Origin of the sequence: Rhodococcus sp. DK176 (assembly GCF_038447315.2) — a bacterium.
GTDB classification, from domain to species: Bacteria; Actinomycetota; Actinomycetes; order Mycobacteriales; family Mycobacteriaceae; genus Rhodococcus_F; species Rhodococcus_F jostii_A.
Genome location: NZ_CP118321.2, coordinates 1,779,799 through 1,799,797, shown reverse-complemented (window position 1 = coordinate 1,799,797; position 19,999 = coordinate 1,779,799). Strand labels below are relative to the sequence as shown.

The window sequence follows — 19,999 nt, the reverse complement described above, 5'->3', positions numbered from 1 at the left end:
GTTGCCGCGGTTGAGATCCGTGACGCGGCATCGCGTTTGATAGAGAATCTCGTCAATAGGAACCTGCAGTAGGGGGGGAGTGGATTTGGCACCGAGCGCCTTGTCGGAGTTCCTCGAGCCGACGGACATATCGCTGGACGAGCAATGGCGGTCTGTTCTCGCGCGCAATGCGGTTAATCCACCTAAACGCCAGGTCGATTTCATAGCGTGTGAAGTGGTTCTGTCGCTGTGCGCTTCCTTGCTTGTGGACTTCCATAAGTACGGTGGTACATCCTCACACAAGGCGGAATTCCCGGTCCAACATCTCGCCCGCCTGTTCGAGCGACGGCCGTCTAGCTTCCTCGCAAAGATGACAAATCTCGATAACAGTAGACCCAATTGGCGTGTCCCCCTTGAGTAGGTCCGGGTTGTTCTAGAGTCCTGATTGCCCTGGTGAGGGCGAAGAAGGGACGATAGGGATCATGGCGGGACGCAAACATCACTCGGCGGAGGACATCGTGCGCAAGCTGCGACGAGCCGACGAGTTGGCCGCGGAAGGCAAGAACGGCGAAGAGGTCGCCGCCGCACTCGAGGTGTCGGCGGCCACGCTGTACAACTGGCGTCGCCAGTACTCAGGTATGGACGCCGACGCCGCGAAGGAACTCAAAGAGCTACGGGAGCAGAACAGCCGGCTCAAGCGGTTGCTCGCCGATGCCGAGTTGGAGAAGGACGCGCTGCGGGAGATCGCCAAGGGAAAATTCTGAGCCCGACCGCCAAACGCGCCGCGATCACCCTGCTCACCGGCACCATGCGGATGTCGGAGCGGTTCGCGTGCAAGGTCGTTGGGCTCTCCCGATCCTCCTACCGGCGGTTGCCGTTGGCGCAGACACCGGACGACCCGGATGCCGATCTGCGCGCAGAGCTACGCGGGTATTCCCGCAAGCATCCGCGGCATGGGTTCCGTCGGGCGTGGGCGTGGCTGCGCTACGACCAGGGCGTCGAGGTGAACAAGAAGAAGGTTCACCGCTTGTGGAAGGAGGAAGGACTGCAAGTCCGGCGTGCCCCACGCCGCAAACGTGCCGGCCAGTCTTCCGTTCCGATCGTCGACGCGGATGCTCCGAATGTTGTGTGGGCATTGGATTTCCAGTTCGACTCGACCGTCGACGGCAAGACGGTGAAGATCGCGTCAATGGTCGACGAGCACACCCGGATGTCGTTGCTGAACATCGTGGACCGCTCGATCACCGCCGACCGATTGGTCGAGGGTTTGGAGAAGGCGTTCGCGATGTGGGGTGGTCCGCCGCTGGTATTGCGCATGGACAATGGGCCCGAGTTCATCTCCGAGGCACTGCGGGCCTTCTGCGCTGGGTCGGTGGGGGTGTCCTACATTCCGCCGGGCACGCCATGGAACAACGGGTTCATCGAGTCGTTCAACAACCGGTTGCGCGATGAGTGCCTGAACCGCAACTACTGGCCGACACTGCTCGAGGCCCGCGTGGTGATCGAGGACTTCAAGAACGACCACAATCATCGACACCGTCATTCGGCGTTGGGTTACAAGACTCCTGCCGAGTACGCTGCCGGATGCACCCACCGGCACCAGCCCGTGGCGTGCGAGATCGACTGATCGACTGCACGTAGGAACCGGCTCTAGCCTGAACTTTTCGTGCAGGAGCGCGGATCAGGGTGGGTAGATAAGCGAAAGTGCCTGTCCTGCACGGCATAATGGGACTTCTCTACGGTTCCACAATGCCAACGGGAAGGCACTTCGCAGGTGAAGAGTATCGCAGCGGGTTCACGGGTGAAAGTATCGGCCGACGGACGGGGTGTGGTGTCGCATGCCGGTGTGGGGATGCTGCGGGAAATGGCGGACCTGACTGGGCTGTCCGCGCAGGTCACGGCAGTGCTGGCCGATACCTACCGCGGGCAATGGGCGCATGCCCCGGGTGCGGTGTTCGCCGACCTAGCCGCCGCGGTCGCCGACGGTGCCGACTGTGTGGACGTTGCCGCACGTGGTTGTGGTGGCCGCGAGCATGTGTTCGGTCCGTCGGCGTCGACGACCACGATGTGGCGGCTGGTTGACGAGCGGATCGATGCCGCGCACCTGCCCGGGATACGCGCCGCGCGTGCCCGGGCCCGGGAGCAGGCGTGGGCGGCAGGGGCCGCTCCGAAGGCGGAGTGGCTGCGGATCGACATCGATGCCACCATCACCCTCGACCATTCCGATAACAAGGAGAACGCAGCTGCGACCTGGAAGAAGACCTACGGATTCCACCCGCTGCTGGCCTTTCTGGACCGGCCCGACATCGCCGGCGGTGAGGCGTTGGCCGGGTTGCTCCGTCCGGGGAATGCGGGAAGCAACACCGCAGCCGACCACGTCACCGTCCTCGGGTGGGCACTGGACTCGCTGCCACCGGCGTATCGGCCCGATCCGACCGACCCTGCCGGGCAGAAGATTCTGGTGCGCAGCGACTCGGCCGGGGCGACCCACGGATTCGCCGACGCCTGCCGAACCGCGGGGGTGGGGTTTTCCTTCGGATTCGCCGTCGACGACCGTGTCCGTGCTGCCACCGAAACACTCAACGCGAAGGCCACCTGGGTGCCGGCGATCGACTCCGACGGCGAGGTCCGCGACGGCGCCTGGGTCGCCGAGGCCACCGATCTGGTCGATCTCGACGCCTGGCCGGAGGGAACCCGGTTGGTGCTGCGCAAGGAACGCCCGCACCCGGGGGCGCAGCTACGGTTCACCGATTCCGACGGGCACCGGATCACCGCGTTCATCACCGACACGCCGAAAGGAGTGGTGCCCGGTGGACTGGCCGGACTCGAACTGCGGCATCGGCAGCACGCCCGGGTCGAGGACCGGATCCGGCAGGCCAAGGCGACCGGGCTGCGGAATCTGCCGTGTCAGCGATTCGACGCGAACGCCGCCTGGCTCGAGACCGTCCTGGCCGCCACCGACCTGGTCGCCTGGGCGAAGCTGATCGGCTTCGGCGACCACCCGGACCTGGCCCGCTGCGAGATCGACACCTTCCGCTACCGGGTCTTGCACGTCGCGGCCCGCATCACCCGCGGCGCCCGGGCGGTCCGGGTTCGGATCGATTCGAGTTGGCAATGGGCCCAAGCGATCGCCGCAGCGTGGTATCGCATCCGCGCCGCCTTCACCTGACCGCGGCCTCCTGCTCCTACGACTCACGAAAGCCAACCCGGCCAGTGGAACCGGGCACCACCCGAGCGACATCGGGCGCGCCCTTATACCCACACACCAATATCTGTCCCGCACCAGCACATCCCAGCCGAAATCCACACCTCAGGCACACGGCACGAAAAATTGAGGCTAGAAACAACCGGACCGACTATCGGGGACCTGCCACAATGGCGGCCGATACGACGTCGAGGTTGCGGCGCGGCTACTGTCTGACACTGAATTGCTGCAAGACGTCTACCTCCGCATTCTGCGGGCGGCACGCAGGCAGGGGATCGATCGGGAGCAGTTGCCGGACTTCCTCGACTTAGAGGATGGCCGCGCTCTGTGGTTGGTGGGCCAGGAAGAGCTGAGCGAGAGCGAGATCGAGAAGTCGCTGGAAGGCGTTCTGGAGAAGCGGGCGCGCGAACAAGGCGACGTTCCCCTGGAATTGACCCAGCGGCTGCTGACCGCGACAGTCCGCATCGGTCAACATCGCTTTGCCCAGGGCGTACTCGCGAACCATCAGCATCGGTGCGTGTTCTGTGGACTGAGCGGCATCATCGCGGGAGAGCGGCGTCCGCGGATGCTCACTGCCAGCCACATCAAGCCGTGGCGTGACAGCACAGGCAAGGAACGGCTCGACAACCGCAACGGATTCACCGCCTGCCCCACCCACGACGTCGCGTTCGACACGGGGCTGATCACAGTGGATTCCGATCTCAACGTGAAGTACTCGCCGGGAATCGAGCGTGACATGACGATCGAAGCTCCCCTTCGTGCGGCACTCGGCAAACCGCCACTGGCAGACAAACTGATACTCCCCGATGTGGCCGTGCGCCCTGACGTGGTGTACCTCGACTGGCACCGCACCCAGATATTCGTCGCATCGTGATCGGCAGAGTTTCCGGCTTGACGCCGGCGTGGATCAGGCTCATTGGCACTAAGATTAGGAAGGACGGTTCGGTTACGAACGATGTACCCGAGTCCGAGCAGTCGCTCGTTGACCTCGTTTTGGAGTTGGCGGACGCGGACGACCAGCTGTCGGAAGAAGTCGGCCTCATAGTCTTGGCTGCCTTGGAGTTGGAGGGCTCTAAGAGCGACGCTCTCGATTCCGAGACCGCGGCTGCGTAGTTGTATCCAGGTTACTGGTGATACCACTCGCAGCCTTTTCGATGCCGCCGTAGCGCATCGGAGTCCGGGCGGTAGACAGGATGTAAGGGGACCGTTAGTGGTTTGTCGTGAAAGTTTCCGTATTCGCTGTCGCGAAGCCATGGTGCGAGCTGGACCGTCAGGTGCGATGACACTGTGATCAATCCGAGGTCGAAGAGTGCGTGAATATCCGATCGGAGAAGGAGTCCGTTTGCGACGCGGTTCGTGTGTGTGCCGAAATAGCGGTCGATGTGGGCGGCCTCGAGCACGGAGATGACCGCTGAATCGGTAACTGCGCACCGGCCACGATACGCGTCGATGAGTGAATTCCGGAAACGTGCCTGGCCGCGGCGGAGAGCGATCTGGCGTTCGGCCCTTTCTCGCATGTCCTCACCGATCTGGTACGCGACTGGGATTGTCGTGAATGTGATATCCGCTTGGTTGCCGAATAGAGATTTTACAAATGCGCTAGTCGCCGGTTCGTTGACAGGGTTTGCAGGCGCCGGGGGTGCATAGTTGCGCCCGGCCGCAACCTGCATCTCGCCCCAAGTTGCTTGTCTCGTGACGTCCTCACTGACCAGCTCGAATTCGAATCGGTGCGAGTACTGGTTGTGATCGTCGGTCCAGTGGGCCGGGCTCGCGCTTGGTCCGATCATGTACAAACTCGAAGTCGCACGCACCCAGGATCTGAAGCCAGTGCCCGAGAGCCAGAAGAAGACATCCTCGCCCGGAGCGATGTCTCGGAAAGGCCCGGGCTCGCGGACATCCCAGAAACCGTCGTCACGCGCGATCACCCAGTGTTGTGGAGTCGTCTTTCCGATCTTGACAATCCAACTCGTCAAAGCCCAATCGCCTATCCGGTATCGCACCGGGTGGAGGCATATCCTGAAGCGGAAGCCTGTCGGGCCGTGCTCGTGTGTTCGGTGTTCTATTCAGTAGTGCTGTGACTCAGTTGGTTTCGCTCACCAAAGCGCGGAGAGCGTCCTGTGTCTCTTCGTCCGTCGAGTAGATGACCGTGCCCACCATCCCGCGAGTGAGGAGCACCTTGTAGACGTTGCGTACCAGTTTGTTGAATCGCACATCATCGACCCTTTTCGTGTTCCGCATGTCGGGGTCGCGATTGGCGGAGCGAACCGTTTTGAACTGGCCGTCGCGCCAGACGAGATCGGGTCCGAGGATGACGCCATTCCAGTCGTACTCGAATCCCTGCGCGGTGTAGACGCAACCGACCTGGTCGAATCCACCGTCCGCGGTAGCCCACAACGGTGCTGGTGGCGCGTCTCCGACGCGTCTGTCGCTCTTACTGTTCCAGGGCCGTGACCAATTGCCAATCTGGACATCGGCGGGTAGTGAACCGTCCTTGTTCGCGTCACTCCAAGGCCAGCAATAGCCAGCTGTCATTCGGGCGGTGTAGCCGCGCTCCTGCTGCTGAGAGAGGAGATGTTCCAGTTCTTGCGGTGTATCGGCAACGCGAACCGCGAACTGCGGATCGCCTCTCCACGGGTAGGGTCCGCCCTCGACAAGCCCGAGGAGGCGCTTGACCCAAAGCACGTACTCCTCGCTGCCACCGCAACGGAACTGTTCGCCGAGGTGGACGTGCTGCGTCTCTAGGCCGATCGTCTTGGCGTGACGCTGGATCTGTTCGAGTGAACCCATTTCGCCGGGACGAACCACCTGATGCTCATCCAGGAGAAACACCGGTACGCGTGCGGCGGCGATCAGCTCGTCGATCTGGGGGCGGTCGGTTCGCAGTTCCGCCTTGGTGTACCGGTCAACGGACGTTTCACGGATGCGGTGGGCCTCGTCGAGAACAAGCACGTCGAGCCCATTGCGGTCTGCGGTCATGAACTGGTTGAAGTACTTGAACATCTTCTGCACCCGAGGAGCGCGTGCGCCGGCCACCTTGCGGAGAGTCTGCGTGAATGATCGGGACCCGGTTGCGTGCAGGACCGTTCGCCCACGTCGGGCGAGCTCACCGACGAGTGACAACGCGATCACACTCTTGCCGCTTCCCGGCCCTCCGGTGACCACGATGATCCGTTTTCCGTCGTTGGCCCGCGCCTGCTCGACGGAATGCAAGACCAGGTCGACCGCGAGCTGTTGCTCGCCTAGCAGATGGAACTGTGGTCGGTCGCGAACTTCGGCGGCCGCAACTTTGAGGAGCTGTTGGGAGGGCGCAACCGCGGAGCGGATCAGAGTGTCGCCCGCAGTGTGGCCCGTCGTCGCGGACAAACGCGTCTTGAGAAACGTGAGCATGTCGCCCCGGTCCGCTGCGGTGAAGAGCCGCGCGGTGGTGGTTGCAGGAAAGGCTCTCAAATCCGCAACTGCACCCGGATCTGTGGCGTTGTGGAGGTACGCGATTCCTGCGAGCGCATCAGGCTGGTCGGCGAGGGTTTTTGCGAAGTCGGCGAGGTACTCACAGTAGGCCTTCACTTGCGCAACGGGGTGCAGCTTCGGCCCGCCAGGCATGCCGGGTACTTCGACGAGTTCCGCGCTGTTCTCGTAACGATAGGCTGTAGACCACTGTTTGAGTTCGACTACGACGTATGACGGCGCGCCTGTTTCCGGATGGGTGCCGGCAAGCACGACATCTGCTCGCTGCGATGTCAGCGGAAGGTGGTACTCGACAAGCATCTCCACGCCGCCCAGACCTGCGTCCGCCAGGTCGCGGGCCAAGACCGGAAGACTTCGGCTCCAGGACTTCTGCTCGGCTTCGCTGGCACGGTGGCCGGTCCTGAACAGCATCTGTTCCAGTAGCTGTTCAGCCAGGGACTCGGGATGAGCCATGCCGACAATTCGGTCGGCAGAGGTACGAAGCAAGGTCACAGTGGGGTCCCCCGGGCAGCACGAATCCAGTCGTGCGGGTGGGGGCATGTCCGTAGCTGCGAATCGCAGCGGAAGTCCGTCGGGCCGCAACACTCAGATTAGCCGAGTTGCATCGGCGGCTCGTGCAGCGGTGTGCCATGTCAGCCGAAGGACCCGCGAAATTCAAGGAGTGGCTGCTTCCACCAATTGGCCGCCAACACGCCACGTTCGGACGAAAGTGTCCATCTCTGTCTCGGACGCGGCTCGCCGTGGACACAGACCCTGTGGTCAGGTGCGTTGGGACCGATACCGCAGGCGATTATCGGACACCGGGTGGGCTGCCTTTTGTGGGTGGCTCGGCGGTGACCAGTTCGACAACGCCATCGCTCGCACCCCCGGACGTTGCTGGTAACTGCCAGGCGGCAGTGGTTGGCGCCGCGGCCCGGACGTAGCACCATGTCCGAGATTTCTCGCAGCCAGCAGGGTGCAGCGCGACGAGCGACATCAGCTTTCCCCCAGCTCTGTGTACTTCGTCGCCCTGCCCCGAGACTCCTCTTCCGGGTACTTCTTGTCGTTCAGCTCGACCTTTTTCCTCACGACTTCGGCGAGGTCGATGTCCAGAACCTCAGCCAGCCGCAGCAGGTAGATGAAGACATCGGCGACCTCTTCCTCGACATGCGCACGCGTCTTCGCATCCTGACCGACTGCTCGGCTTTGCTCGGGAGTTAGCCATTGAAAGATCTCGGTGAGTTCGCCGACTTCGCCGCTGAGCGCCATCACAAGGTTCTTCGGGGTGTGGAATTGAGACCAGTCTCGGCGCTCGGAGAAGTTCGATACCAGTGACTGGAGATCGTCGATTCCCATGACGAATTTCTACCACGCACACCGGACTGGTTCTGTGCAGTCGCCGAACCTCTCCTATGCGCGGTGTCGTGTTGTTCGATGCCGGGCAAGGTCGGTTCGACCAAACGACGGTGGCGTTCGATCCTGTCTTGTAAATCTGGGGCGAGTCATGCGAGCTGTCATTTTGTCGCGCCCAACAATGGTTCTGCCCCGCCCCGGAGTGTCGGCCGGGGCGGAACCACTCCTCGCTTAATGACTCGATGCCTATCCTCGCGCGGCTTCGATATCGTCGATCCGCCGAACCCATTCATCGAACAAGCCTTGGCCGTCCATGAAGCGCTGGAGCGCGCGTGAGATCTTCGAGAGAGGCTTCCTCAGGTCTCGACTCATGGATCCGGCGCGCTGGGCGCTGTCGTTCATTCCGTCCAAGCCTTGGACTGCCTTCTCGCCGCCGTCTCGCAGGCCACGAATTCCTTCGGCGAATTTCTCGAACTCGCCGTCGTCTCGCACGTTCGAGAAATCGTCGGCGATGTTGAGCAGGATTCCAGAGATCGCACTATCCATCCGGAGCGCCTGATCGGCGTACTCAGTGGCGGTGTCGAGGATGCGATCGGCCATTGGATCCAATTCGCTTGCCAGTCGTCGAGCGACGGCCAATTTGGCTGCGGCACCGGTGGACCGTCCGGCGGTTCCAAGCTTCGGTGCGTAGTCGGTGAAGAGATCACCGATTTCTGTGATTTCCGACGACAGCGTCTCGATCGTCTTCGTCCATGTGGGGAAAAGCACTTCGACCTCGGCCATGTCGTCGAGAATGCCGGGTGCATCGTCGCTGACTTCCTCCGTGAGTGTCGCGTCTTTAGCGATGGCGGTCAGCACTTCCGGCCGCTCGGAGATCGTATCCGCGATTTCGGCGAGTCGGAGGGCGAGTTTGTTGACGGCCGCTCGGTAGAGCGGGCCCTGCTCGTCTTCCAGTCGCAGAGCGGTCCAGTCCTCGTACTGCGTTGAGGCGATAATGGCGTTCACCTCATCGTCTGAATCTTCCTTCAAACTCGAGACCACTGTGTACAGGATCGGAAGCAACAGTTCCTTGACCCCACGCCTTTCAGTGTGCTGTGCAAACTGAATGAGTTCGCGTCGGCATTCGGGCCTTTTGAGATACCGGGCGGTGACGATCGGAATGAAGAAGGTGGTCGCCGCGAGTGCATCGTCGATGGTCTCTCGCCATCGGCCGCCCCATGAGATGTCGTCTCTGTCCACGAACATGTGGATTTCGTTGCCTGTGATGAGGGAGTACTCCGCTTCAATTCGCTCGCACAGTCGAAGAACTCGTCCATTCTCCGCATCGTTGTCGGCGTGGACGTAGCTCCAGAATCCTGCGGGCTGATCACTGATTGTCATGCGGCGAATCGAACCAGGCAAACTGGTCGGTCGGTATCGGTCGGCTGAATGTACCTCAAAGTGTCACACACCTAATTTGATGCCCGGGCCCGGCTTCCTTCTATGCCGGGGTGAGATTCGTCGCTCGCGGTGCGGTAGTCGACCGGCTCCCGATCGACGAGGGCGGACACTGATCGATCAAACGATTTGCGTCATGGAATGACCTTCCTGGTATGCAACTCGGCTCATCGCTCACCGCACTTTCGGCGGGTAGCGATCGCGGTATGACGTGAATCACAATGGTCGGTCCTCGCCCTGCACACAGGCGGGTGGCCACGTGGTCCACTACGTGGTCACCCGTTCGGGTGATGCGGCGAGCGCGAAGCTGCATCGCCCATCCAGACGGTCGGTCCGGCGCGGGACGGAGTGGGGGCGCTCAGTCCGCCAGACCTCGACGTCGCGCGCACCGGCTTATCCGCCGGGGACAGAGCGGGCACGCGAGACACTTGCCGATGTCCTCGAAGGGCTGAGGACACTGATGTCACAGACAGAGTGGTCACTTCGGTCTTGTCGACGGTCGTTGGGCTCATCGCCGCGATGTGCAGCGTCCATCCAGGTGTTGCCCTGCAGGAACGTTGGTCTTCGGCTAATCCAGCCAAACGCGGTCGCGGAAACCTCCCCGTTCGAGACGTTTCCGCTCAGCGGCCGAGTGGAGTTCCTCTACCGTGAATCCTGCGTTCCCCACAATCGCGAGGAGCACTTCGTAGACGTCCGCTGCTTCCTCCAATTTTTGGGCCGCGTCCGCGTCGCGGAGTTCCTGAGCTTCTTCGAATAGTTTGTCGATCAGAGCATCCTGATACTCGTCTGTTGCGAGGATTCGACTTGCAGGCTTCCGCCCCGAGAGTCGAATGATCTCCGGAATGCGGTCTCGTACCAGCTTGCCCATCAGGAATCCTCTCACTGGATACTGTCTCCATGGAGTTCTACCGCGCCGAACCGACACCAACCTCGTCATGGCGCCTCGCAGTCCTGATGGGTGTCAATTCACGCACCTACAAATTCGCTCTCGGATCCGCGTTGCTGCAGGCCAGCGGAGAGGGACGCGATGAGGTCGCGCTGGACGAGCTCGCCGCGAAGTACGCGATGCGCATCATCAATCGTGAGGGAAAGTACCCGCAGGCACCGGCGGCCACCAAACTGGGTGACGGCGACTATCTCGCGGTTGTCGAGCATGAACGCGACGCGTCGGTCATGGAGGGGCAACCCACCGAGAAGCTTCTCGAAGCGACGGTACGGTCGATCCCGTCGATGGTGATGCAGAAGTTCCACAACCTGCGTTCGACCGGACAGGTGCACCACACTTTTTACTCGATGGAACGTACTGGTCGTGGTCGCGTGGTGCGGCTGACGGACGACCTGCGGCGGGTGGCATCCGCGCGCAACGTGCTCGAAGACGAACTGCAGGCCAGGTGGTCGATCGTGGAGGCGTCATTCGACGCGGGGATCGGAAGGTCACTGATACAGAGTGGAGTTGGTGTTTCCGACGATCTACGAACAGTCCTCACCCCAACCCGCCGGGTTGCCCTCACGAGTGCGCGTTCCGCTCTCGCTGGATTTCAGTACAGCAGGTGCTTTTATTGCCGAGACTCCCTCGAAGTCTTGGATAATCATGTGCATGTGGACCACGTTTATCCCTATTCGCTCATGAACACGGGAGCGTGGCGCGGACCCGATCTCAATGGCATGTGGAACTTGGTATTAGCCTGTGCGCCGTGCAATTTACGCAAGAGCGCGCGCATTCCCACCGTGGAGGAAGTGCGTGCTCTCATAGCCCGAAACGAGGCGATCGCGAACTCGCCACATCCACTTCGTCGCACCTTAGAGCTCGCGATGCGGGCGCCTGGTAAGCCGCTGGCCACGGATCCACGCCGTCGGCTTGCGTTCATTCAAGAGGTCGATGCGGTCGTGGCGGAAGGGTAGGTTTCCACTTAGCTGTTGTCGGTCCATCCGAACGAAGGTACGCGTTCCCATCCCTTCATTGCTGCAGCCCAACGCGTGTCAATGCGATTGTCGCTATTCCTAACTCGTTGATGAAGTTGAATGGCTCTCTGCGTATCCGACCCTTGCCGCGGCCACACCTCTGGATTTAGGTGCGTCACACAGTCTGATGACGCCTGAGTTCGCGTGGGCGGCCCCTGCCAGAGGATCGAGTGCCAACTGCTCAGTACCACTCGGCCACTCCACCATGACCGGAGCACGTCCCTCGTCTGCTTTGGCTGTATGAGTACGAACCGTCGTTGCATCGTGCGCTCGCGCCGGTCGGCGACGATCCGGGTACGGGTATGCAATTGCCGGCAGAATTTTCGTAATACCCCTCACCGCAGCCGTACCCTCCCTCAGGTTCGGGATCCGGCGCAGGGGCGGGAGCGGGAGCGGGTAGGGGCGGAGGTGGGGGAGGTGCGACCGGAACTGGTGCCGGCGCGATCGGCGCGACGCGGGTTAGTTCTTGTTGAACGGGAGGATTGGTAGGGGCTGGAGGGGGAGGCGCAATGGTTGTGGTCGGCTCGACAACCGGGCTTGGAGGTGGTGGTAGCGTCGCGCCACACTCGCCCAATACGCGCGCGATCGCGTCATGCTCACCTTGCGAGACCCACAGCCGATAGAGCGACTTGATATCGACCTGCTGGGCCACGTACGTGCAGCGGTACGACGCGTCAGATGGCAACCACGCTGAGGCGTCGCGCCCGGCCTTCTGCTCGAATGCAGTGGTGCCTACCGCCTGCAGGTTGCGCGGGTCGTTTGCCAGCGTGCGCAACATTTGCTCGTCGAGCTGCTGCGCACCCTTCTGCCATGCATCCGCAAGGGCGACGACACGGTCGACCTGCACGTTGCCCGATATGTCCGCGTCGCTTGCGAATGTAAGGGTCTTATCCGAGTAGGGATCCTCTAGTCGTCCCGAACGTACGGAGCATCCTCCAGAGCCCGAGACGAGGACGACCTCTGTGAGATCCCGTCGCAGAATGTCATCGCGGGTGTCGCACCCGTTTCTTCCGCCCTCGACCGCCACGTCGTCGGACCACGTCGACAGCCTGGCATCGTCAAACCCTGCGAGCGGCGCCGGCTCTGCGATGGCCAAGGTGTCGAGCTTCGCGAGTGCGGCGTTGGCTGCGACTGAACCATCGATGTGTGGGACTTTGGACGCGACCGCGAGAGGGCGCTCGACAGTCGTGGTCGGTGCAGATGTAGACGGAGCGTTCGTAGGTGCGGGGACGGACGAGCTCGCGATCTCAGCCGCCTGCTCGCTCGCGCGCATCTCGGGGTGAATCGCCGAGTCGAGGGCAGTCGAGGTTATGAACAACGCTGCCACCGCAGCGCCCCACAGAACTCTCCTCTTGATGGGTGACTTGCCCGGATTCTGTTGCTTCCATGCGCGAACGCGTGATGGCCGAATGGTAGCGAAATACAGTGCGCCAGCTGAGATCAGTAGGCCGAATACGTAAAATGCAATACTGACCTCGCCGTCCATCGCAGCGCCGATGAGACCGATGAGGAAAAGGACTCCAATCAGTCCCACAACGACGCGAACGGCAGCCGATAGTGTGCGACGGAACCCTCCGTGGCCTTGCTGGTGAGCGTGCGAAGTAGTCGCGGGATCGCGAGGGTCGTACATGATATCTCCGAGGCATTGCTAGCAGTGACGCGCAGGCGTTGTCCCTGGTTATCGCGCCTCTCGTTAGATCTGTTACGCGCAGGATCGGGTGTTGCAGTTTCTTCGAGCCGCTGAGCGATCGGCCAGCGCGAGCAACGTCGCCAACTTGTAGGTCGATCCACGACGCCGTATTCGGGAAGCTGTACTACGCGACCGGCGACGTCGACGGGGTCGAGTGGTGTCACTCGCGCTACGTTAGGTCAGCGATCGGAGTGATTGGATGGCGGCCGAATTCCACGAGGTTGATCGTGTGCTTGGGAGATACGGTCAGACAACCGATACCGCGGCCGCGGTATCGGTGTTATCAAGTGAGCGGTGAACAAATTGCGATGAATTCGGGTCGCAGTGGGGGATGTCGGTTCGGTCGGCTAAGCCCCTTCGCTCGCCACACGTTCGGATCCGCACCCACCTCGCCGAAGGAACGACTTCCATGACTCAGCCCCAGTACCCGTACGGCGACCAACCTCAACAGCCGTATGGGCAGCAGCCCTCGGCGCATCCCGGCCAGAACTTCGGGCAGGGGTCGGCGATGCAACAACCGGCGGCGTACGGCTACCACCCCGTGACGGGATTGCCGTACTCGCACAAGACGAAGCTTGCTGCCGGGCTGCTCAGTATCTTCTTCGGGTACTTCGGTGCCGGGCGCTTCTACGCCGGCCACACGGGGCTGGGGTTCGCGATGCTGATCGTGAACATCGTGCTCACGGTCGTCAGCCTGGGAATGTGGCTCTTCGTCGCGTGGATTTGGCCCGTCATCGACGGCATCGTCCTCCTCGCAGGCGAGCCGAAGGACAAGAACGGACTTCCCCTGAGGTAATCCGTTTCACCCGACGATCTCAGGGGCGGCGGTCAGTCTCGTGCGGGCGAGCCTGTGGCCGAGTCGATCTCGCTTGGTCGTGAGGTACAGGCTGTTGTGGTCGTTCGGTGCGATTTCGACGGGTGTCGTGCCGGCGATCGTGATGCCGGCCGCGGTGAGGCCTGCCGCCTTGGCGGGATTGTCGCTGAGCAGGTTGATGCGGTCGATGCGCAGGTCCCGCAGGATTGCGGCCGCATAGTCGCGGATGTCGGCTGGCAACCCGAGTTGCAGGTCGGCGTCGACGGTGTCCAGGCCCGGGTGGTCCTGGAGTTGGTAGGCGGCGATTTTCGCGGCCAGCCCGATGCCGCGGCCTTCGTGCCCGCGAAAGTAGAGAACGACGCCGGCGCCTGCGTCGGCGATCCTCGCCAGCGCTCCGGACAGTTGGTCGCCGCAGTCGCAGCGCCGTGAGCCGAGGAAGTCGGCGGTGAGGCATTCGCTGTGGAGGTGGGTGAGGGCGGTGGTGCCGGCCGGGTCGCCGAAGACCAGGGCCAGGTGTTCGACTCCGCTGGTGGATCGGTAGGCGATGGCCCTGAAGGTCCCGTGGTCGGTGGGAATTTCGGCGTCGGCGCAGCGTTCGATGGCCGCGGTGCGGCGCCGGTAGTTCACCAATTCTTCGATGGTGACGACGGGCAGGTTCTGGCTTGCGGCGAAGGAGTACACGTTGTCGCCACGGAGCATGTCGCGTTTGTCTGCGGTGGTGACCGCGCAGATCAGTCCGACGGGGGAGAGACCGGCCAGGGTGCACAGGTCGACGGCTGCTTCGGTGTGGCCGGGCCGGACGAGGACTCCGCCGTCGCGGGCACGAAGTGGGAGGACGTGGCCGGGCCGGGTGAGGTCGGTGTCGACGGTCTCGCGGTCGGCGAGGAGGCGGATGGTGCGGGCCCGGTCGGCGGCGCTGATGCCGGTGGAGGTGCCGGTGGCGGCGTCGACGCTGACGGTGAACGCGGTGCCCAGCGGGTTGGTGGGATCCCCGACCATCAGGGGGAGACCGAGAGCGCGCGTTCGTTCGGCGGGCATCGCGACGCAGAAGAAGCCGGAGGTGTGCCGGAGGAAGTAGGCGGCGTCCTGGGTGGTGACGAATTGTGCGGCCATCACGAGATCGGCTTCGTTCTGGCGGGTTTTGTCGTCGAGGACGAGGACCGGTCTCCCGGCGCGCAGCTGTTCGAGGCACTGCTCGACGGTGTTCATGCGGGGCCCGCGGGGGTGAGCTGATGGAAGGTGGAGGTGTAGAACAGGAGCGGGTCGGGGGTATCGGTGGCACCGAGTTCGACGACGCGGCCGACGACGAGGTCGTGGTCGCCGACAGCTTGGACGAGGTCGATGTGGCAGTCGATCCAGGCGTGGGCGCCGGCGAGACGAGGTGATCCGGTGGTGGCGGGGGTCCAGTCGATTCCGCGGAATTTGTCGGTGCCGCTGCGGGCGAAGGCGCGGCCGAGTTCGTGTTGGTCGGCGGCGAGGATGTTGGCGCAGAAGCGGCCGGAGGAGGCGACCTTGGGGAAGGTGGTGGAATGCCGGCCGACGAAGAAGGCGACGAGGGCGGGGTCGAGGGAGACGGAGCTGAAGGAGCCGACGGTCAGCCCGACGGGGTTGCCGGTGTCGTCGAGGGCGGTGACGGCGACGACGCCGGTGCAGAACTTCCCGAGCACGGTGCGGTAGGCGTCCGCGATGCCTTCGGGGGTGGTGGCGGTGATGTGCGGGTCGGTGATGGTTCGCATCGGTACCTACTTCAGGCTGTCGAAATGAATGGTGTGGGGGAGGGCTGCCAGCCGCCGCGTTGCCGCGGCGGCTGGCACGCAGAGCTACACCGACAACCCCGTCTTGGCCCAGAATTCCTCGAACGTCGCCGAGCACATGTCGGTGCCGCGGGTGACCTTGCCGTCCTCGAAGCGGTGCGTCATCACGATCGTGGTGTCGAGTTCGAGTTCCCCGAGGCGGCGGTACGCCCGGACGTTGGCGGTCACCAGATCGTCACCGACGACGTCGACGGAGACGACCTCGTTGCGGGATTCGTCGAGCTTGGCCAGGACGCCGAAGGCCTCGAGGAACTCGGCCTTGGTGTAGAGGCGGAGGGTTCCCTCGAGCGTGAAACCGGCCCACGTCATCTCGTCCGAGTACAGCTCCACGAGCGGAACCGGGTTCCCCTCGTCTGCGGCGGCGAAAGCTGCCTTCAGGGCGGCGGCATTGCTGTTGGTCATGCGGACTCCATCGTCGCTTCGGATATGTCGGCACCACGTGTCGTTCCTGTGGTGTGCATCACCCTGCCCGTGTAGGGAGTCCGGCGGAACCGTCCAGCTACGTGGTTCGCTACGGTCACACTTATCCGAACCCGGTGCTTCGAATCTGCGCAGGTAAATACCACTTTCTCGACCCGAGTCCGGGGGCGAGTGCGTACGGCGCACGGTTGCGATGACACATCTTGACCCCCGAAAGTTGACAGGAGGTGCAGCCAGCGACCAAGGTGATCCAGATCTCAATTACCGGGAGGTCGACCGACCGGTTACGAGCCCAGAAGGGACCTTGTGAACGCTGACGAGTGGGATGAGATTCGCCGACTCCACCGGCAAGGATCTCCCATCAAGCACATCGCTGTGCAGCTCGGAATGTCGCGCAACACGGTGCGCCGCGCGCTGACTCTCGACCACCCTCCCACCGACCACCGCAGCCGACGCGGCTCCGTCGCCGACCCCGTCGATTCGGCGATCCGGGAGCTGATCGCCGACAACCGCAGCATCGCGATCGCGGAGATCGCGCGCCGGATCCAGTGGACCAAGTCGAGGACCACGCTGGCCCGCAGGGTCACGAGCATCCGTGAGGAACGGTCGACCGGCGAGCCCCACGACAGCCCGGCCGACACGGTGCCCGCGGCTCCGTCGGTCCCGGTGTACGGATCGAGTTTCGTGGGCCGTCGCACCGAACTACTCGAACTACGAAAACTGCTCGGTGACCACCGGCTCGTGACCATCACCGGCCCGGGCGGAATGGGCAAGACCCGCTTCGCGATCCATGCCGCAGGCGAATACCGCCGCGCGTTTCCGGACGGTGTGCGCGTGATCGAACTCGCCGCGCTGCGCAGCCCCGAGCTCCTGACCCAGACCGTCGTGGACGGGCTCGCCCTCGCCAACCGCGACATGCATGCCAGCCCGACGGAGAACACCATCATCGAGTATCTCCGGACGCGGCGGATGCTCCTGATCCTCGACAACTGCGAGCACCTCCTGGACGAATGCGCGCAACTGGTGTCGGTGCTGCTGCGCTCCACGACCGAACTGCGCATCATCACCACCAGCCGCGAGATACTTTCGGTTCCGGACGAATTCGTCTTCCCGCTCTCCCCGCTGCCCACGGTCAACGGAACGGCGTCGGCCTCGCCGGCCCGCGGGACGGGAAGCGCGGTGGAGCTGTTCGTGAACCGGGCCGCCGCCGTCCTGTCGAAATTCGAGCTGACCGAGGACAACCGCGACGCGGTGATGCGCGTCTGCGACCGCCTCGACGGCCTCCCTCTCGCTATCGAATTGGCCTGCGCGCGATTGCCGGTGCTGTCGGTGTACGAACTGGCCGATCGGCTCGATCACCGGCTCAATCTCCTCACCACCGGCAACCGCACCGGGCCGCAGCGGCATCGCAGCCTGCAGGCGACGATGGACTGGAGCTACGAACTCTGCACTCGCGAACAGCAACTCCTCTGGTCGCGCGCCTCGGTGTTCGCGGGCGGATTCGACCTCGGCATGGCCGAAGAGGTGTGCAGTGACGACGACGTACCGGCGGACACCGTGCTCGACGGCATCTCGGCGCTGGTCGGCAAATCGATCCTGCACCGCGAAGAAGGCGGCACGCACGTGCGGTTCCGGATGCTCGAGTCGATCCGCGAATACGGGAACAGCAAGCTGACCGCCGCAGAGATGGACACCCTGACACTGCGGCACCTGCGGTGGTGTGCGCGGTTGGTGACCACGACGGCCGACAACTGGTTCAGCGCCGATCAACGCGCCGGAAGCGAGAAACTGCGTCGCAACCATGCCAATATCCGGTCGGCGCTGCACGCGGCACTGCTGGATTCGTCCGACGACGACGAAGTGCGGATGGCCGCGGACATGGTCTCGCGCGCCTGGTTCCTCTGGTCGTGCGGGTTCTCGGTGCGCGAACACCGGATGTGGCTGAACCGCATCCTCAAACGGGAGACGGCGCCGACGGCCACCAGGGGGCGGATGCTCGTCAATCTGGGCCTCGTCCAGACCCTGCAGGGTGACCGCGAGTCCGCCGACTCGGCGCTGACCGAGGCCTCCGCCGTCAACCTGACCGCGGACGACGCCATCACCGGCGCGTTCACGGCGGACGTCATGGGGCTGAAGGCCTTCTTCGCCGGCGATTTCGACGAGGCGGAACGTCGGCTCACGGCGGCGCTGAAGATGTACGAGGGAATCCCGGACCGTGAGGATCTCGCCCACACGCTGCGCGTCCACCTCGGGATGCTCTACTGCTTCACCGACGAGACAACTCGTGCCACGGAACTCTTCGAGACGGTGAACGAGCGTGCCCTCGCGGTCGGGGAGTCGTGGCTGCGTTCCTACGCCGTCTACGGGCTCGGGCTGGTGGCATTGATGACCGAGGAATTCGAGGACGCACTCCGGCTCGGCTCCGAAAGCCTGCGCCTGCGGCGCGACTTCGACGACGTCGTCGGAACCACCCTGGTCACCGACCTTCTGGGATGGGCCGAAGCCGAGGCGGGGTCGGCGGAACGGTCGGCCGTGCTCCTCGGCGCCGCCTCCTCGATGTGGGAGTCGTTCGGCCAGCAACTGTACGGCTCGAGTCACTGGGTCGAGCAACGCACACGCTTCGAGAAGAAGGCGCGAAAGGCTCTGGGAGACGATCAGTTCGAGAAGTGCCACACCAGCGGAGCCGCGATGTCGGTCTCCGAGATCACCGGATTCGTCCTGGGAGAGTCGGTACCGTCCGGTGATCCGGCTCCCGCTGGTGGCACGCGCCCGGAAGACGTTCTGTCCCCGAGGGAGCAGGAGGTGGCGGCGCATGTCGCCGCCGGCATGACCAACAAGGAGATCGCCGCCAAGCTGGTTCTGTCGCCGCGCACGGTGGAAGGGCACGTCGAACACATCCTGGAAAAGCTGGGCATGAGCAGGCGTCACGAGATCGCCGCAGCGTTCGCACATGCGGGGCGGGGCACGCCGGGGTAGTTCCACGTGCCCCGCACTCGCAGGGATGTGCTGGTCAGACCTTGTTGAGGGCACCCGCGTCGATGGGCATTGCGATGCCGGTGACGTAGCGTGCCGCATCCGACGCCAGCCACACCACGGCGTTGCTGACATCCACCGGCTCGATCCACGGAGTCGGCAGCACGTTCATCGCCGTCTCGCACGCCTCACGGAAATCCTCGTGCGTGGGCGTCTCCAGATCGGGACGGAACAGGCGGTACATGTCCTCGTTGTCGATCATGTCCGTCAGCACCGACGTGGGATGGATGGAGTTGCACCGAATCCGATGGGCGCCCAGCTCATTGGCGGCGGTGCGGGCGAGTCCGGTGACCCCGTGCTTCGCGGCGACGTAATGGGCGAAGTTGGGGAATCCCTGCAAACCGCCGGTGGAGCTGATCAGGACGATCGACCCGCCCTCACCCTGCTCGATCAGGTGGGGAACCGTCGCCCGCATGGTCTTCCATACACCCGACAGGTTGATGTCGACCATTTCGTCCCACTGCTCTTCGGTGAGCTCGTGCAGCGGAGCGGACGAGAAGATGCCGGCGTTCGCCACCACGGTGTCGAGCCGCCCGAGCTTCGCGACACCCTCGGCGACCACGTCCTGGAGCTGACTCAGCGACCGCACGTCGGCGACCGCGACATGGGCCCGCTGCCCGAACTTCTCGATGTGCCGGGCCGTTTCCTGGAGTTCCTCCTCCGTCGCGCCGCGGTACTTCGTCGTTGCCGGCTTGGCGCAGATGTCGACGATGATGACGTCCGCGCCTTCCTCCGCGAGCCGGATCGCGTGCGAGCGTCCTTGCCCGCGTGCAGCTCCCGTTACCAGCGCGACCTTGCCTTCAAGCTGTCCCATTAGGGGTCCTTCCGTTGTTTATGAACAGGAGTCT

17 protein-coding genes are annotated in these 19,999 nt (G+C 63.5%); 7 read left to right on the top strand and 10 right to left on the bottom strand.

Features of this window, described 5'->3' with window-relative positions:
* The first annotated feature begins 461 nt into the window (after nt 1–461).
* The 4 genes from PSR88_RS08530 to PSR88_RS08515 all read left to right on the top strand — a co-directional run bounded on the left by PSR88_RS08530 (nt 462) and on the right by PSR88_RS08515 (nt 4,297).
* A protein-coding gene (locus PSR88_RS08530; protein WP_085990433.1) for an IS3 family transposase occupies nt 462–1,606 on the top strand; the annotation gives its coding sequence in 2 pieces (ribosomal slippage) (nt 462–729 and nt 729–1,606; 1,146 coding nt in all).
* A gap of 147 nt (nt 1,607–1,753) precedes the next feature.
* Nucleotides 1,754–3,148: an IS1380 family transposase gene (locus PSR88_RS08525; RefSeq protein ID WP_342338071.1), complete on the top strand. Its 1,395-nt coding sequence runs from the start codon at nt 1,754–1,756 to the stop codon at nt 3,146–3,148.
* Nucleotides 3,149–3,473: 325 nt separating this feature from the next.
* A complete protein-coding gene (locus tag PSR88_RS08520; protein ID WP_237724106.1) occupies nt 3,474–4,058 on the top strand; it encodes an HNH endonuclease in 585 nt (194 codons plus the stop codon).
* Nucleotides 4,055–4,297 (top strand): hypothetical protein, encoded by a 243-nt coding sequence (locus PSR88_RS08515; RefSeq protein WP_016882984.1) that lies wholly within the window; start codon nt 4,055–4,057, stop codon nt 4,295–4,297. The genes PSR88_RS08520 and PSR88_RS08515 overlap by 4 nt, the downstream gene beginning before the upstream one ends.
* A gap of 11 nt (nt 4,298–4,308) precedes the next feature.
* Here the strand turns inward: PSR88_RS08515 and PSR88_RS08510 are convergent, their stop codons facing one another.
* The 5 genes from PSR88_RS08510 to PSR88_RS08490 form a co-directional block, all read right to left on the bottom strand.
* Nucleotides 4,309–5,109 (bottom strand): HNH endonuclease, encoded by an 801-nt coding sequence (locus tag PSR88_RS08510; RefSeq protein WP_016882985.1) that lies wholly within the window; start codon nt 5,107–5,109, stop codon nt 4,309–4,311.
* Between the two features lie 154 nt (nt 5,110–5,263).
* On the bottom strand, nt 5,264–7,141 hold the full coding sequence (locus PSR88_RS08505) for a DUF2075 domain-containing protein (RefSeq protein ID WP_029539427.1): 1,878 nt from the start codon (nt 7,139–7,141) through the stop codon (nt 5,264–5,266).
* Between the two features lie 483 nt (nt 7,142–7,624).
* The gene (locus PSR88_RS08500) at nt 7,625–7,984 is read right to left on the bottom strand and encodes a nucleotide pyrophosphohydrolase (protein WP_016882987.1); all 360 of its coding nucleotides are present in this window, start codon (nt 7,982–7,984) and stop codon (nt 7,625–7,627) included.
* 243 nt (nt 7,985–8,227) lie between these two features.
* On the bottom strand, nt 8,228–9,361 hold the full coding sequence (locus PSR88_RS08495; protein WP_016882988.1) for a toll/interleukin-1 receptor domain-containing protein: 1,134 nt from the start codon (nt 9,359–9,361) through the stop codon (nt 8,228–8,230).
* A gap of 625 nt (nt 9,362–9,986) precedes the next feature.
* Entirely contained in the window at nt 9,987–10,286 is a 300-nt protein-coding gene (locus tag PSR88_RS08490) for a nucleoside triphosphate pyrophosphohydrolase (RefSeq protein ID WP_016882989.1), read from the bottom strand.
* A gap of 29 nt (nt 10,287–10,315) precedes the next feature.
* Between PSR88_RS08490 and PSR88_RS08485 the strand changes: the two genes are divergently transcribed.
* Nucleotides 10,316–11,320, top strand: coding sequence for an HNH endonuclease (locus PSR88_RS08485; protein ID WP_016882990.1), 1,005 nt, complete (start codon nt 10,316–10,318; stop codon nt 11,318–11,320).
* 241 nt (nt 11,321–11,561) lie between these two features.
* Here the strand turns inward: PSR88_RS08485 and PSR88_RS08480 are convergent, their stop codons facing one another.
* Entirely contained in the window at nt 11,562–12,653 is a 1,092-nt protein-coding gene (locus tag PSR88_RS08480) for a DUF3761 domain-containing protein (protein ID WP_082359697.1), read from the bottom strand.
* A gap of 826 nt (nt 12,654–13,479) precedes the next feature.
* Between PSR88_RS08480 and PSR88_RS08475 the strand changes: the two genes are divergently transcribed.
* Nucleotides 13,480–13,866, top strand: coding sequence for a TM2 domain-containing protein (locus tag PSR88_RS08475; RefSeq protein ID WP_016882992.1), 387 nt, complete (start codon nt 13,480–13,482; stop codon nt 13,864–13,866).
* Between the two features lie 6 nt (nt 13,867–13,872).
* Here the strand turns inward: PSR88_RS08475 and ribB are convergent, their stop codons facing one another.
* The 3 genes from ribB to PSR88_RS08460 form a co-directional block, all read right to left on the bottom strand.
* Nucleotides 13,873–15,093: a 3,4-dihydroxy-2-butanone-4-phosphate synthase gene (gene ribB / locus PSR88_RS08470; protein WP_342338070.1), complete on the bottom strand. Its 1,221-nt coding sequence runs from the start codon at nt 15,091–15,093 to the stop codon at nt 13,873–13,875.
* Nucleotides 15,090–15,620 (bottom strand): flavin reductase family protein, encoded by a 531-nt coding sequence (locus PSR88_RS08465; RefSeq protein ID WP_342338069.1) that lies wholly within the window; start codon nt 15,618–15,620, stop codon nt 15,090–15,092. The genes ribB and PSR88_RS08465 overlap by 4 nt, the downstream gene beginning before the upstream one ends.
* Before the next feature lie 84 nt (nt 15,621–15,704).
* A complete protein-coding gene (locus PSR88_RS08460) occupies nt 15,705–16,100 on the bottom strand; it encodes a nuclear transport factor 2 family protein (protein WP_005252661.1) in 396 nt (131 codons plus the stop codon).
* Nucleotides 16,101–16,424: 324 nt separating this feature from the next.
* On the opposite strand from PSR88_RS08460, the gene PSR88_RS08455 reads away from it, so the two are divergent.
* The gene (locus tag PSR88_RS08455; RefSeq protein WP_016882994.1) at nt 16,425–19,094 is read left to right on the top strand and encodes a LuxR C-terminal-related transcriptional regulator; all 2,670 of its coding nucleotides are present in this window, start codon (nt 16,425–16,427) and stop codon (nt 19,092–19,094) included.
* Nucleotides 19,095–19,128: 34 nt separating this feature from the next.
* On the opposite strand, the gene PSR88_RS08450 is transcribed toward PSR88_RS08455, so the two are convergent.
* Entirely contained in the window at nt 19,129–19,965 is an 837-nt protein-coding gene (locus PSR88_RS08450) for a mycofactocin-coupled SDR family oxidoreductase (protein WP_016882995.1), read from the bottom strand.
* Nucleotides 19,966–19,999 lie beyond the last annotated feature (34 nt).